We start from the raw sequence: 13142 nt of genomic DNA, 5'->3' as shown, positions 1-13142 counted from the left end.
GTATCGAGCCTACGATCCTGCCCCGTCATTCCCGTCCGCGCACCCGCTTCGACTCAATCCCCCGCGGAGCGGCCGTCCCAGCGGGCCCGGGCGAGGTCGACCCGGGGCGGGTCCGCGAGCTCGCGCATCGGGGTACCCTCGTCGCCGTAGTGGGAGAGGGCGCGGTGCTCGTGGCCGGGCAGCAGCCGGCCGTCGGCCCGGATCACCCGCCACCACGGCACGGCGCCCCCGTAGAGGGCCATCACCCGGCCGACCTGCCGGGGACCGCCCTGGCCGAGGTACTCGGCAACGTCCCCGTAGGTCATCACCCGGCCGGGTGGAATCCGCTCGGTCAGGTCGAGCACCAGTTCGGCGAAGGGCGGCAGTCCGACCCGGCCACCGTCGTCGTCAGCGTCCGTCACCTGCGGCATTCTTCCTCATAGGGGCGGAGCGGCGGTCCGGTACGAACGATCCGCCGCGCCCGATCCGCCCCCTGTCCAGCACGGGGCGCCGAGGCATGCCACCATCTTCGGGGCGGTGAGTGGTGATACGAGGACAAGACCAGATGACCGGGACGGCTGACGTGGGCGTGGACGAGGACTCCGACGAGTCCGCCGACGCGCGGTCCGCGGCACCCTCGGGCGCACCCGGCACCGAGCCGTCGCCGGCAGTCTCCCTGATCAAGGACCGGACGATCAAGACCCCGCAGCAGACCGACGCCGGGGCCGCAGCGGCGCCCGGCCCCGCACCCGTACCCGCGGCCGAGGCGGCGCAGTCCGCCGTACCGGCCCAGCCACCCGCACCGGTCAACGGCCACGGGGCCGCCGCGGCGCACCAGCCGCCGCCCCCGGCCGGACCGGAAGAGCCGGAAGAGCCGCAGGCGCCGGCCGGTCCCGCGGACACGGCGGCCGCCGAGCCGGACGAACCCGGCGAGCCCGGCGAGGCGCACGACGACACCCCGCACCTGGACGTCGACGAGCCCCTGCTCGCCGCCCGCGCGCACCGGCCGTCCGACCTGATCCGCTTCCTGGCCGGCGTCCTCGGCATCGTCGCCGTCTTCGTCCTGGCCGGCGTGGCGACCTCGACCACCACCGGCATCGAGATAGACATCGCCTCCAACGCACCGCGGTTCTCCCCGGTGCTCTCCACCATCACCGGCCTGGTCTCCAGCGTCGCCGTCCTCGCCGTCCCGCTCGCCTTCGCGGTCGAGCGGCTGATCAAACGCGACGGCCTGCGGGTCGCCGACGGCGTGCTCGCCTCGGTACTCGCCTACGGGGTCTCGCTGGGCATCGACTGGTGGGTCGCCGAGGGCGCCTCCGAGCACATCCGGGAGGCCCTCACCCGGTTCCCGCTGGACAGCACCAGCACCCTGACCGACCCGGTGCACGGCTACCTGGCACCGGTGATCGCCTACATGACCGCGGTCGGCATGTCGAGCCGGCCCCGCTGGCGGGTCGCCCTCTGGGTGGTGGTCGTCTTCAGCGGGATCACCGAGCTGCTCGGCGGCTACACCACCCCGCTGTCGCTGGTGCTCACCGTCCTGATCGGCTGGTCCGTCGCCTACGGCACGCTGTACGCGATCGGCTCCCCGAACATCCGGCCCACCGGGCAGCACCTCATGATCGGCCTGCGCAAGGTCGGCTTCACCCCGGCCAGCGCCCACCGCGCCCAGGACGCGCCCGGCGGCACCCGCCGCTACTTCGTCGCCCAGCAGAGCGGCCCGCCGCTGGACGTCCACATCATCGACCGCGAGCAGCAGGCCTCCGGCTTCTTCTACCGCGCCTGGCGGCGGCTGCGGCTGCGCTCGGTGGCCGTCCGGCGCAGCCCGCAGTCGCTGCGCCAGGCGCTGGAGCAGGAGGCGCTGATCGCCTACGCGGCCGCCGCCTCCGGCGCCCGCGCCCCGCAGCTGGTCGCCACCTCCGAGCTGGGGCCGGACGCCGCGATCCTGGTCTACGAGAACGTCGAGGGCCGCACCCTGGACGAGCTCTCCGCCGAGGAGGTCACCGACCAGGTGATGGCCTCGCTCTGGGAGTCCGTCGCCGCCCTGCACGAGCGCCGGATCGCCCACCGCCGGCTCACCGGCGAGTCGCTGCTGGTCGTCGACGAGAAGACGGCCTGCCTGGTCAACCTCTCCGGCGGCGACATCGCCGCCACCGACCTGACGCTGCGCATCGACGTCGCCCAGCTGCTCACCACCTTCGCGCTGCGGATCGGCCCGGAGCGGGCGGTCTCCACCGCCAACGCGGTGCTCGGACCGGACCGGGTCGCCCAGGCGCTGCCGCTGCTCCAGCCGGTCGGGATGAGCCGCTCCACCAGGGTCGACCTGAAGAAGCTGAGCAAGGAGCGGAAGGCCGCGGCCCAGGCCCGGGCGCTGGAGCAGGTCGCCGCCGGCGAGCGCACCCAGCAGCAGGCCGAGGAGGACATCGCGGCGGCCGGCGAGGACCTGCTCAGCCGGATCCGCGGCCAGATCCTCCAGATCGCCCCCGAGGCGCCGATGGAGCCGGCCAAGCTGGAGCGGCTCAAGCCGAAGAGCCTGATCATGGTGATCGCGCTCACCTTCGCCGCCTACCTGGCGCTGACCACCATCAAGCCGGCCCAGCTCAAGCTCTCCCAGATGAACTGGGCCTGGGCGGCGGTGGCCCTCGCCGCGGCCGCCTTCAGCTACGTGGCCGCGTCGATGAGCCTGACCGGCTTCGTGCCGGAGAAGCTGCCCTTCCGGCGGACGGTGGCGGCCCAGCTGGCCGGGTCGTTCGTCAAGCTGGTCGCCCCGGCGGCGATCGGCGGCATCGCGCTGAACACCCGCTACCTGCAGAAGGCCGGGATCCGCTCCGGCCAGGCGGTGGCCTCGGTCGGCGCCTCCCAGCTGGCCGGCCTGGCCGGGCACCTGCTGCTGCTGTTCAGCTTCGGCCTGATCACCGGCAGCCAGAACAACGGGGACCTCTCGGCCTCCCGTGCGGTGATCATCGGCGTGCTGACCGCCGCCGTGCTCTCCCTGGTGATCGCGGCCGTCGCCCCGCTGCGGCGGTTCGTGCTGAACCGGCTGCGCTCGCTGTTCTTCGGCGTGGTGCCGCGGATGCTCGACCTGATGCAGACGCCGAGCAAGCTGGTCACCGGCTTCGGCGGCATCCTGCTGCTGACCCTCTCCTTCACCGCCTGCCTGGACGCCTCGGTGCAGGCCTTCGGCGGCTCGATCAGCTTCTCGGCGGTCGCGGTGGTCTTCCTGACCGCCAACGCCGCGGGCTCCGCCATCCCCACGCCCGGCGGCATCGGCCCGGTCGAGGTCGCCCTGATCGGTGCGCTCACGGTCGCCGACGTGCCCCCGGCGGTCGCCACCCCGGCGGTCTTCCTCTACCGGGCGCTCACCTTCTGGCTGCCGGTGCTGCCCGGCTGGATCTCCTACAACGTGCTGCAGCGCAAGGGCGCGCTGTAGAACCCGCCGGGGAACGGCGGCGTCGTCCGCCGGCGGTGCCGTCCCCCGGGCGCCGCTCCCCCGAACACGCCGAAGGGCCCGCCGGATCGCTCCGGCGGGCCCTTCCCGTCTGCGACGGACGCCCGTCAGTAGACCGGCTTGTGCGGCTCGATCTGGTTCACCCAGCCGAGCACGCCGCCGCCGAGGTGGACGGCGTTGGCGAAGCCGGCCGACTTCACCACGGCCAGCACCTCGGCCGAGCGCACGCCCGACTTGCAGTGCAGGACGATCTTCCGGTCCTGCGGCAGCGACTCCAGCGCGTTGCCCATCAGGAACTCGTTCTTCGGGATCAGCACGGCACCGGGGATGTTGACGATCTCGTACTCACCGGGCTCGCGGACGTCGACCAGGAAGATGTCCTCCTTGTCGTCCTGCCACTGCTTGAGCTGCTTCGAGGTGATCGTCGAACCAGCGGCGGCGGCCTGCGCCTCCTCCGACACGACGCCGCAGAAGGCCTCGTAGTCGATCAGCTCGGTGACGGTCGGGTTCTCGCCGCAGAGCGCGCAGTTCGGGTCCTTGCGGACCTTCACCTGGCGGTAGGTCATCTCCAGGGCGTCGTAGATCATCAGTCGGCCGACCAGGGGCTCGCCGACGCCGGCCAGCAGCTTGATCGCCTCGGTGACCTGGATCGACCCGATGGACGCGCAGAGCACGCCCAGCACGCCGCCCTCGGCGCAGGACGGGACCATGCCCGGCGGCGGGGCCTCCGGGTAGAGGCAGCGGTAGCAGGGGCCGTGCTCGGCCCAGAAGACGCTCGCCTGACCGTCGAAGCGGTAGATCGAGCCCCACACGTACGGCTTGCCGAGCAGCACCGCGGCGTCGTTCACCAGGTAGCGGGTGGCGAAGTTGTCGGTGCCGTCCACGATCAGGTCGTATCCGGAGAAGATCTCCATGACGTTGGAGTTGTCGAGGCGCTCCTCGTGGAGGATCACGTTGACGTAGGGGTTGATCTCCTTGACGGAGTCCCGCGCCGACTCGCCCTTGGAGCGGCCCACGTCCGACTGACCGTGGATGATCTGCCGCTGCAGGTTGGACTCGTCCACCACGTCGAACTCGACGATCCCCAGCGTGCCCACGCCCGCGGCGGCCAGGTACATCAGCGCGGGCGAGCCCAGGCCGCCGGCGCCGACACAGAGCACCTTGGCGTTCTTCAGCCGCTTCTGCCCGGCCATCCCCACGTCGGGGATGATCAGGTGGCGGGAGTACCTGCGGACCTCGTCAACGGTGAGCTCGGCGGCCGGCTCGACCAGGGGTGGCAGCGACACGGGGACTCCGATGGTCGTCGGTTCAGGTGGCCTGGGCCAACCTCTTCGGACTTGCACGACGCCACCGGCGGGTGGCTCTGCTACGCCAACAGTGTCACGCCGCCCCGGTATTCCGAGACAGCCCGTCCGATGGGCGAGACAGGCGCCCTCGGATGCTGGGACCGCGGAATCCCCCGGGGGCACCCCCGGCCGCGGGCCGCCCGAGGGCGCGCCGGCCCGCCCCGCCGGGGCCGTTGCGCCCTCGGACACCGGAGGCGCCTGCCGCCCGGCGCCGCTCAGACCCGGCAGGCCGTCTCCAGCCAGACGTCCCCGAGCGACTCCTCCAGCGGCACCTGCGTCCGCCAGCCGAGACGGTCCCGGGCGGTCCGCACGTCCGCCTGCCGCCACGGCACCGGCTCGCCCGCCGCGACCCGCCCCTCGCCCGGCCGCGGCTCCGGCCCCCGGTGGCCCGGCACGTGGTGGCCCAGGTGCGGGACGCCGTGCTCGGCCGGCCCGCCGGCCTGCGCGGGCAGCACGACCTGCCGGTTCTCCTCGACCACGGCCCCCTCGAAGCCCGACGCCCGGACCAGCAGCTGGGCCGCCTCCCGGGCCCGGACGGCGTGCCCGCTGCCGATGTTGATCACCCCGGTGGCCGCCGACACGGCGGCCGCCCGGATCGCCCGCGCGACGTCCCGGACGTCCACGAAATCCCGGTATCCGGACAGGTCGGGCATCCGCACCTGCGCCTCGTCCCGCTCCAGCGCCCGCCGCAGCCCCTCGGCCAGCCGGCCGAACAGCGAGGCGGTCGGCGCGCCCGGGCCGACCACGTCGAACACCCGCAGCACCGCGGCGTCGAGCCCGGAGGCCAGCACCAGCTCCGTCCCGGCGAGCTTCGACACCCCGTACGGGCCGACCGGGCGCGGCTCCGCGCTCTCCGAGACGGGCACCCCGCCCGGCACCGGCCCGTACTCGGCCGCCGAGCCGACGTGCACCAGCCGGGCCGGCTCGCGGCTGCGCCGGATCGCCTCGCAGACGGTGGCGACGGCCAGCGTGTTGGCCCGGATCAGGGTGCGCGAGCTGCCGTAGGTGGCGCCCGCGCAGTTGATCACCACCTGCGGCGCGACCGCGTCCAGGAACCGGGCCAGCGCGCCCGGGCTGCCGGTGGTCAGGTCGAAGCGGATGTCGGCCGAGTCACGCCGGCCGAGCACCGTCACCTGCAACTCCTGGTCCACGAGCAGACGATCGGTGACCCGGCGGCCGATGAAGCCGTCGGCGCCCAGCAGCAGCACCCTCATCGGGGGCGTCCTTCCACGAAGCGAGGTCGGGTACGACCTGGCGGACAGAGTGTGAGACGGATGGTGAGACAGGTTCGAGAACAGCGGGCCCGGAGGATCGTGGCCGGCGCCCGCGGGAACGGCGTCGACGGGCCGGTGACCGGTCGGGGGCGGCGCTCAGCGGTGCGCACCGGCCCGGCCGAGCACCGGCCACGCGTACGCCAGCACCGCCAGCGCGACGGCCCCGCCGCCGAGCAGCCCGGCCGCCGACGCGGGCCGGCCCAGGGCCGGCGGCAGCGCGACGGCGGCCGCCCCGGCCAGTGCGCCCAGTGCCGCGGCACCGCTGCGGCCGCAACGCGCCAGCATCGCCGGCAGCACCAGCAGCAGCCCGAGCACGCCCTGCGCCGCCCACTGGGCGGGCTCGGCGCGCTCGACCGCCAGGTGCAGCAGCCCGCCGCCGTGGCCCGGCCCCGGGCGCGGCGCGACGGCGGTCAGCACGGCGAGCGCGGCGAAGCTGAGCACCGCCAGCACCGCTAGGTGCAGGGCGACCGCCACCGGCAGCACCGGCCGCATCCGGGCCCGGAACTCGGCGAGGGTGCCGGCGGCCCGCAGGTGGCCCCGGCCGACGTGCCGGAACCAGCGGGCGGCCCACTCGGCCGAGCCTGCCGACAGCGCGGCCGCCAGCACCAGCGCGGCCGTCACCCGGCCGTCCGCCGCCCCGGCACCGGACGCGGCGAGCGGGAGCAGCAACAGCCCGGCGACCCCGGCGCCGTGGCCGAGCGCGGCCGGCCGCCACCGGCGCGGCGGCGCCCCCGGCGGCGCTCCGGCCGGCCAGGGCGCGGCCTGCGGGCCGAGCTCGCCCTCGGCGGCGGAGGCGGCGCAGTCGGCGGAGGCGGTGGTGGCGGTGCCGGCGGTGCCGGCGGCCGTCCCGGAATCGACCCTGCCCACCGCCACCCGGGCCGGCCGGGCCTCCCCGGCAGCCCCGGCCGGCAGCAGTACGAGCGGGACCGCGGCCGGCAGCAGCGCCGGCCACCGGCCACCGAGTCCGGCTGCCGCCGCGACCGGCAGGGCCGCCAGCACCGCCGTCCGCAGCACCCCGCCGCACCGCCGGTGCCGGATCTCCGGCGGCCCGGCGTCCCGCGGCGCGGGAGGACGGCGCGGCACCCTGGCGTACAGCTCCTCGGCGAGCGAGAACAGGTCGGCGTGCCGGCAGCGCGCGGCCTCCGCCGGGCCCAGCCCGGCCTCCTCCAGCCCGGCGGCGATCTCCAGCGGGTCGACGGCGCGCTCGCAGAGCGCGCGGTGCTCCGCCATCACCTCCCGGACCGGATCGGCCCCGGGGGCCCCGGCCGCCGCCCCCTCCCGGGCCGCCCGCGGGCCGGCCATCAGACCGCCTCCGCGAGGGCGCCCGCCCGGTCGGCCACCGCACCGGCGCCGCCGTCCGCGGCCTCGCCGTCCGCCGCACCCGCACCCGCACCCGCACCCGCACCCGCACCGACCGTGACGGCCGCACGCCCCGCACCGGCCGTGGCGCCGCCGTCCCCGGCGCTCCCCGCGCCCCGGCGGTCGGCCAGCCAGTACTCGGCGGGCCGGGCGAACGGGCGCGGCGGTGCGGCCACCGCACCGCCGGCCCCGGCCGCCGGGAAGGCCGGCCACTGCGAGACCAGCTCCAGGTAGATCTCCCGGAAGGCGCCGATCACCGGCTCCACGGCGAAGCGTTCCTGCGCCCGCAGCCGCCCGGCCAGCCCGAGCCGGGCCCGCCGCTCCTCGTCGCGCAGCAGCGCGAGGCAGGCCCCGGCCAGCGCCTGCGGATCGCGGGGCGGGACGAGCAGCCCGGTCGGGCCGACCACCTCCCGGGCCACCCCGACGTCGGTCGAGACCACCGCGCGCCCGCTCAGCATCGCGTCCGCCAGCAGCCGGGGGCCGCGGTGGGAGAGGGCCGAGAAGACGATCACCGTGCCGCCCTCCCAGGCCCGCGCCGGCGACTCCGGCCGCCCGGCGAACTCCACCGCCCCGGCCACCCCCAGCCGCTCGGCCACCGCCTCGCAGTGCGCCCGGTAGCCGCGGGCGGCCTCCTCGCCGTGGATCACCAGCCGCGCCCCGGGCAGCTCCGCCCGGACCCGCGCGAAGGCGTGCAGCGCCAGCTCGGTGTCACGTCCCGGCTCCAGCGCCCCCGCCCAGACCAGGGTCGGGGCGGCCGGCTCCGGACCGGCCGCCGCCCGGGACACCGCCGGGGTGCCCTCGTGGACCACCCGGGTCCGCGCCGGATCGGCGCCGCAGCGCTGCTGCCACTCCTGGTCGTGGGCGCTGCCGGGGGTGAGTATCGCGGCCTGCCGGTAGGTCTCCTCGGTGAGCGCCCGGAAGAAGGAGAGCAGCAGCGCCCGGACCGGCCACCGGTACGGCGCCTCGCGGTAGCCGAGGTACTGCTCGCGCAGGTGCAGGCCGTGCTCGGTGACCACGAACGGCACCCCGTGCAACCGCTTGGCCACCAGGGCCGGCAAGGCCGCCGGACCGCCGCCGACCACGTGGCAGAGGTCCGCCGCACCGAGCCCGCCGGGCCCGGCGCCGTACCAGGGCGCGGAGAGCGGGCGCAGGCACTGCTCCAGCAGGTCCGCGGCCACCAGCACGTCGCAGACCAGCGGCTCGCCGGCCGAGGTGTCGGCGCCCGGGCCGCGCCAGACCCGCTCCAGGGTGCGGCGGGCGTGTGCGGAGGCCAGGAAGGCGGGCAGCCCGCCGTCCTCTGCGGCCAGCACGGCCAGGCGGTACAGCCCGGCGCCGAAGGCGGCCCGCTCGCCCGGTACCACCAGGGCCCGGACCAGTTGCTCGTACGCCCGTGCGTACTGGCGTCTGCGCAGCGCCCCGGGTGCCCGGCCGGCCGGGCGGCGCCCCCAGAGCGCCAGCTCGTGCACGCCGAGCCACCGGCCGCGCGGGCTCCCGGCGATCCCGGACGCGTCCCGTCCGGCCAGGACGTACAGCTCGAAGTCGTGCTCGCGCAGGCCCTCGACCAGGCGGGCGCACCAGCCGCCGAGGCCACGCTGGGAGTGCGGCCGCGCACCCTCGGTGAGCAGAGCAACGCGCACGGGAGACCTCCAGGGCAGAGCGGATCGGGAGCGGATCGACGGATTGCTGAGCGGCCACGGCCGGCGCCCGGGGCCCCGCGGGACGGCGCGGGGAGGGGCCCGGGGGTGGTGGAGCCCGGTCGGCCGGGCACACGGCGGCCCGGGCCGGCGGTCGTACCGGCCCTGCCGACCCGTCTGCCTGCGGCCACGCTCTCCGGACATTCCGGGGGTACTCCGGTGGCCGCGACTCCCCCACACCAGTTCGGTCCGACAGCAGAAAGGTAGGACCGGCCCCCGGCAATCCATCGGTCACATGCCTGGCTGCCACCTGAACGAGTGAACCGGCGTGACCTCGCCCCGAACGGGGGCGTTACCGCCACCCGGTCGGCGGGCGGTCCGCCGCCCCTCCGGGCGCGCCGGACCGGCCGGCCCCGTGCCGGCGGCTCCCGCGCAGCTCAGGCCCGCTCCCGCGGCTTCCGGGCCGCCCGGCCCGTACGAACGGCTCCCGATCCGCTCCCGCCCGTGCGGGCGGTTCCCGATCCGCTCCGCGCGGACGCGCGGTCCCCGATCCGCTCAGGCCCGGCCGAGCAGCTCCCGCACCGCGCGGGCCACCTCGTCGGGGTGCTCCATCATCGCCACGTGCCCGGAGTCCGGCAGCACCAGCAGCCGGGAGTCCTCGAAGGCCGCGCAGGCCCGCCGCGCCGACCGGTAGGAGACCAGCTTGTCGCGCAGCCCGTAGACCAGCAGCGTCGGCACGTTCACCTGGCGGGCCTGCCGCCAGAGCGCCTGGTCGCCGCGCTCGGTGTACGCCGTGACGATCCCGCGCGCCGAGCCGACCAGCGCCTGCATCGCGTACGGCACCTCGATCCGCCGCCGGTACTCGGCCACCGCCTCGGCCCGGGTGGCCGGGGGCAGCGCGGCCGGGTCGCCGTAGACCAGCCGCAGCAGCCCCTCGGTGGCCTCCTCGGGGGTGCGGCCGTTGGCCGGCAGCCGGCGCAGCAGGGCCGGGACGCCGGGCACCGCGAGCAGGCCGGTCGGCCAGGCGTACCGCTGCGGGGGCAGCTCGGGCAGCGCGGGCGAGATCAGCGTGAGGCTGCGCACCAGGTCCGGCCGGAGGGCGGCGAGCCGGACCGAGACCGCTCCGCCGAGCGAGTTGCCGAAGAGGTGCACCGGGCCGCGCCCGGTCGCCTCCAGGTAGCCGATCACCGCACGGACGTGGCCGTTGACGGTGAGGTTGCCGTCGGCCGGCGGCGCGGAGCGGCCGAAGCCGGGCAGGTCCACCGCCTCGCCGTCGACCAGGCCGTCCAGCCGCGCCATCAGCGCCGTCCAGTTGGCGGCCGAGCCGCCGAGGCCGTGCACGAAGAGGGCCGGCGTACGCCCGTCGACGGGCCCGCCGTCCGCTCCGGAACGGTGCACCGCGAGCACCGCCCCGGGCACCTCGACCGTACGGAACGGTGCGGGCCGGCCCGCCTCCGGGCGTATCTGCTGCTCAGCGCTGCTCATGATGGACGATGGTAGTGAGCCCCGGGCCGACCGGCCTCGATCGGGACCGCCGTCTCACACCTTGTCGCACCACTGCCGTTGCCCGTGGTCAGCGCCGTATTGTGGGCTCCTGACAAGGGGGCTCCGTGCTTTTCTCACGCTCGCCAAGCGCGAACGCGGTTACCGAAAAGTAGAATCGGTCACCTTGCCAGCCCCGAACAACCCGTGAAGTGAGGAGCGCCGTGACGGCCATCCAGGAGGCGCAGGAGCGCCCGCGCGGTGCCCGCCTGCCGCGAAGCGCCCGCCGTGAACAACTGCTCGGTGCCGCCCAGGAGGTGTTCGTCGCGCAGGGTTACCACGCGGCCGCCATGGACGACATCGCCGACCGCGCCGGGGTCAGCAAGCCGGTGCTGTACCAGCACTTCCCCGGGAAGCTGGAGCTCTACCTGGCGCTGCTCGACAAGCACTGCGACGCCTTGGTCGAGTCGACCCGCGAGGCCCTCTCGACGACCACCGACAACAAGCTGCGGGTCGCGGCGACGATGGAGGCGTACTTCAACTACGTCTCCAGCGAGTCCGGCGCCTTCCGCCTGGTCTTCGAGTCCGACCTGACCAACGAGCCGGCCGTGCGCGAGCGCGTCGAGCGGGCCTCGGAGGCCAGTGCGACCCTGGTCAGCCAGGTCATCCAGGAGGACACCGACCTCCCCGAGGCCGAGTCCAAGCTGCTCGCCGCCGGCGTCTGCGGCCTGGCCCAGATCACCGCGCGCTACTGGCTCTCGCAGGGCCTGGAGATCCCGCGCGACGAGGCGGTCCGGCTGGTCGCGAGCCTGGCCTGGCGCGGTCTGAAGGGCTTCCCGATGCACCCCGGCGCCGAGTCCCCCGAGGCCCCGGCCGCGGAGTAGTGAGCCGCGGGGTGATCGGCCGACCTTCGCCTCGGCCTTGATCCCGTGCTCTATGGTGAAGCCGTACGGCGCGGTCGCCGCGATCGCCTGTCCCAGGTGGTCCGGTACCGCGCGTGGATGGCTGCAACCCCGGAGGGACGGAAGCCGTGGAGGTCAAGATCGGCGTGCAGAACGCGCCGCGCGAGATCGTGATCGAGAGCTCGCAGACTGCCGATGAGGTCCAGAGCGCGGTCGCCAAGGCGCTGGAGGGCACCGAGAAGCTCTTCACGCTGACCGACGAGCACGGCCGCCGCGTCATCGTCCCGGCCGAGCGCCTGGCGTACGTGGAGATCGGCGAGCAGGCCGCCCGCAAGGTCGGTTTCGGCACGCTCTGAGCCGTTTCACGGTGCCCCGCCCCCCCACCCGGGGGGGCGGGGCACCGTCGCGTGTACGGCCGGGGGCACCGGGGTACGGCCTGGGGTGCGGACGCCCCGCGCCGCACGCCCGCACCCAGGGGAGGCACCCTTGCTGGTCGAGACGCTCGCCTTCGCCCTCATCGGCCTGATCGTCGGCGCGGCCGCGCTGGTGTCGCTGCCCGCCTACTTCCCGGGCGGCCGGGCGCTCACGGCGGGGACGGCCCTGGTGGCCGCGCTGCTCGGCGGGGTGATCATGCACTTCACCCTGGACGGCGCGTTCCCGGGGGTCAGCATCGCCGTCTCGGCGATCGTCTCGGGCCTGCTCACCTCGGTCCTGGCCCGGCCGGACCTGGCGGCCGGGCGGCTGCCCGCACACCGGCACCACCCGCACCGGGTCGGCGGCGAGCGTCACCCGCACCGGGCCGGCGGCGCGCACCGGCGCCACCGGCACGCCTGACCGGAGCCCGCGCCGGCCGACGCCGGACCGGCACGGCCCGGCGCCGCCCGCAGCCGTCAGGAGGCGAGGCCCAGGGCGGCCATCCGCTTGGTGTGCGCCTCGGTGATCCGGTTGAACATCTTGCCGACCTCGACCAGGTCGAAGCCCTGCACCTGCACGCCGCCGACCAGCAGGTTGGAGAGCGCGTCCCGCTCGGCGACCACCCGCTGGGCCTGGCTGAGCGCCTCGCCCATCAGCCGGCGGCCCCAGAGCGCGAGCCGGCCACCGGCCCGCGGGTCGGCCTCGATCGCCTGCCGGACCTTGTCGACGGCGAACTGGGCGTGGCCGGTGTCCGACATCACGCCGAGGACCAGCTCCCGGGTGTCGTCGTCCAGGCGGACGGCCACCTCGCGGTAGAAGTCGGTGGCGATCGCGTCGCCGACGTAGGCCTTGACCAGGCCCTCCAGCCAGTCCGAGGGCGCGGTCATCCGGTGGAACAGCTCCAGCGGCTCGACGAACGGGCGCATCGCCTCCTGCGGGTCCGCGCCCACCTCGGCGAGGCGGTCGTGCAGCCGCTGGTAGTGCTGGAACTCGGCGGAGGCCATCCGCGCCAGCGCCGCCTTGTCGGCGAGGTCCGGTGCGAGCTTGGCGTCCTCGGCGAGCCGCTCGAACGCGCTCAGCTCGCCGTACGCGAGGGCTCCGAGCAGGTCCAGCACGGCCGCGCGGTACCCCGGGTCGGCCGAGCAGCTCGCCCAGTCCCCGATCGAGCCGGCCGCGATGTCCTGCGTCTCACCATGGGTCTCCATGACCCGCCACCTTAGTCCGGGCGGGGCCGCCGCACACGCACGCCGCCGCCCGGCCCGGGGCGGCGGGCCCGGCCTCCCGGGCCCGTCCGCAGCACCCGG

Annotated in this window: 11 protein-coding genes; 4 read left to right on the top strand and 7 right to left on the bottom strand. The window is 75.6% G+C overall.

The window, feature by feature from the left end; genetic code table 11:
* Nucleotides 1-53 precede the first annotated feature (53 nt).
* Complete coding sequence (locus RMN57_RS24190; RefSeq protein ID WP_380236212.1) at nt 54-410, bottom strand: MGMT family protein; 357 nt, start codon at nt 408-410, stop codon at nt 54-56.
* Nucleotides 411-544: 134 nt separating this feature from the next.
* On the opposite strand from RMN57_RS24190, the gene RMN57_RS24185 reads away from it, so the two are divergent.
* Nucleotides 545-3409 (top strand): lysylphosphatidylglycerol synthase transmembrane domain-containing protein, encoded by a 2865-nt coding sequence (locus tag RMN57_RS24185; protein ID WP_313765422.1) that lies wholly within the window; start codon nt 545-547, stop codon nt 3407-3409.
* A gap of 125 nt (nt 3410-3534) precedes the next feature.
* Here RMN57_RS24185 and moeZ read toward each other — a convergent pair whose 3' ends face one another.
* The 5 genes from moeZ to RMN57_RS24160 all read right to left on the bottom strand — a co-directional run bounded on the left by moeZ (nt 3535) and on the right by RMN57_RS24160 (nt 10525).
* Entirely contained in the window at nt 3535-4713 is a 1179-nt protein-coding gene (gene moeZ / locus RMN57_RS24180; RefSeq protein ID WP_313765421.1) for an adenylyltransferase/sulfurtransferase MoeZ, read from the bottom strand.
* Between the two features lie 275 nt (nt 4714-4988).
* Nucleotides 4989-5987 carry an NAD-dependent epimerase/dehydratase family protein gene (locus tag RMN57_RS24175; protein WP_313765420.1) on the bottom strand — a complete coding sequence of 333 codons (999 nt, stop codon included), beginning with the start codon at nt 5985-5987 and terminating at the stop codon, nt 4989-4991.
* Between the two features lie 156 nt (nt 5988-6143).
* Nucleotides 6144-7349, bottom strand: coding sequence for a hypothetical protein (locus RMN57_RS24170; protein WP_313765419.1), 1206 nt, complete (start codon nt 7347-7349; stop codon nt 6144-6146).
* Complete coding sequence (locus RMN57_RS24165; protein ID WP_313765418.1) at nt 7349-9043, bottom strand: DUF3492 domain-containing protein; 1695 nt, start codon at nt 9041-9043, stop codon at nt 7349-7351. The genes RMN57_RS24170 and RMN57_RS24165 overlap by 1 nt, the downstream gene beginning before the upstream one ends.
* A 552-nt stretch (nt 9044-9595) precedes the next feature.
* Complete coding sequence (locus RMN57_RS24160; RefSeq protein WP_313765417.1) at nt 9596-10525, bottom strand: alpha/beta hydrolase; 930 nt, start codon at nt 10523-10525, stop codon at nt 9596-9598.
* Nucleotides 10526-10746: 221 nt separating this feature from the next.
* Here RMN57_RS24160 and RMN57_RS24155 point away from each other — a divergent pair, with 221 nt between their 5' ends.
* The 3 genes from RMN57_RS24155 (at nt 10747) to RMN57_RS24145 (ending at nt 12258) form a co-directional block, all read left to right on the top strand.
* Nucleotides 10747-11406, top strand: a complete 660-nt coding sequence (locus tag RMN57_RS24155) for a TetR/AcrR family transcriptional regulator (RefSeq protein WP_313765416.1) — start codon at nt 10747-10749, stop codon at nt 11404-11406.
* 146 nt (nt 11407-11552) lie between these two features.
* Nucleotides 11553-11780 (top strand): DUF3107 domain-containing protein, encoded by a 228-nt coding sequence (locus RMN57_RS24150; protein ID WP_238950083.1) that lies wholly within the window; start codon nt 11553-11555, stop codon nt 11778-11780.
* Between the two features lie 130 nt (nt 11781-11910).
* Complete coding sequence (locus RMN57_RS24145; RefSeq protein ID WP_313765415.1) at nt 11911-12258, top strand: hypothetical protein; 348 nt, start codon at nt 11911-11913, stop codon at nt 12256-12258.
* A gap of 56 nt (nt 12259-12314) precedes the next feature.
* On the opposite strand, the gene RMN57_RS24140 is transcribed toward RMN57_RS24145, so the two are convergent.
* Nucleotides 12315-13043 carry a ferritin-like fold-containing protein gene (locus RMN57_RS24140; protein WP_238950078.1) on the bottom strand — a complete coding sequence of 243 codons (729 nt, stop codon included), beginning with the start codon at nt 13041-13043 and terminating at the stop codon, nt 12315-12317.
* Nucleotides 13044-13142 lie beyond the last annotated feature (99 nt).

Source organism: Kitasatospora sp. CM 4170 (assembly GCF_032110285.1).
GTDB classification, from domain to species: Bacteria; Actinomycetota; Actinomycetes; order Streptomycetales; family Streptomycetaceae; genus Kitasatospora; species Kitasatospora aburaviensis.
The sequence above is the reverse complement of the archived record's forward strand: the minus strand, read 5'-3'. Positions and strand labels throughout refer to the sequence as shown.

Excerpts from the sequence above, each read along its gene's own strand:
- RMN57_RS24190 (WP_380236212.1), bottom strand. The coding sequence starts at position 410 with ATGCCGCAGGTGACGGACGCTGACGACGACGGTGGCCGGGTCGGACTG.
- RMN57_RS24185 (WP_313765422.1), top strand. The coding sequence starts at position 545 with ATGACCGGGACGGCTGACGTGGGCGTGGACGAGGACTCCGACGAGTCC.
- RMN57_RS24175 (WP_313765420.1), bottom strand. The coding sequence starts at position 5,987 with ATGAGGGTGCTGCTGCTGGGCGCCGACGGCTTCATCGGCCGCCGGGTC.
- RMN57_RS24170 (WP_313765419.1), bottom strand. The coding sequence starts at position 7,349 with ATGGCCGGCCCGCGGGCGGCCCGGGAGGGGGCGGCGGCCGGGGCCCCC.
- RMN57_RS24160 (WP_313765417.1), bottom strand. The coding sequence starts at position 10,525 with ATGAGCAGCGCTGAGCAGCAGATACGCCCGGAGGCGGGCCGGCCCGCA.
- RMN57_RS24140 (WP_238950078.1), bottom strand. The coding sequence starts at position 13,043 with ATGGAGACCCATGGTGAGACGCAGGACATCGCGGCCGGCTCGATCGGG.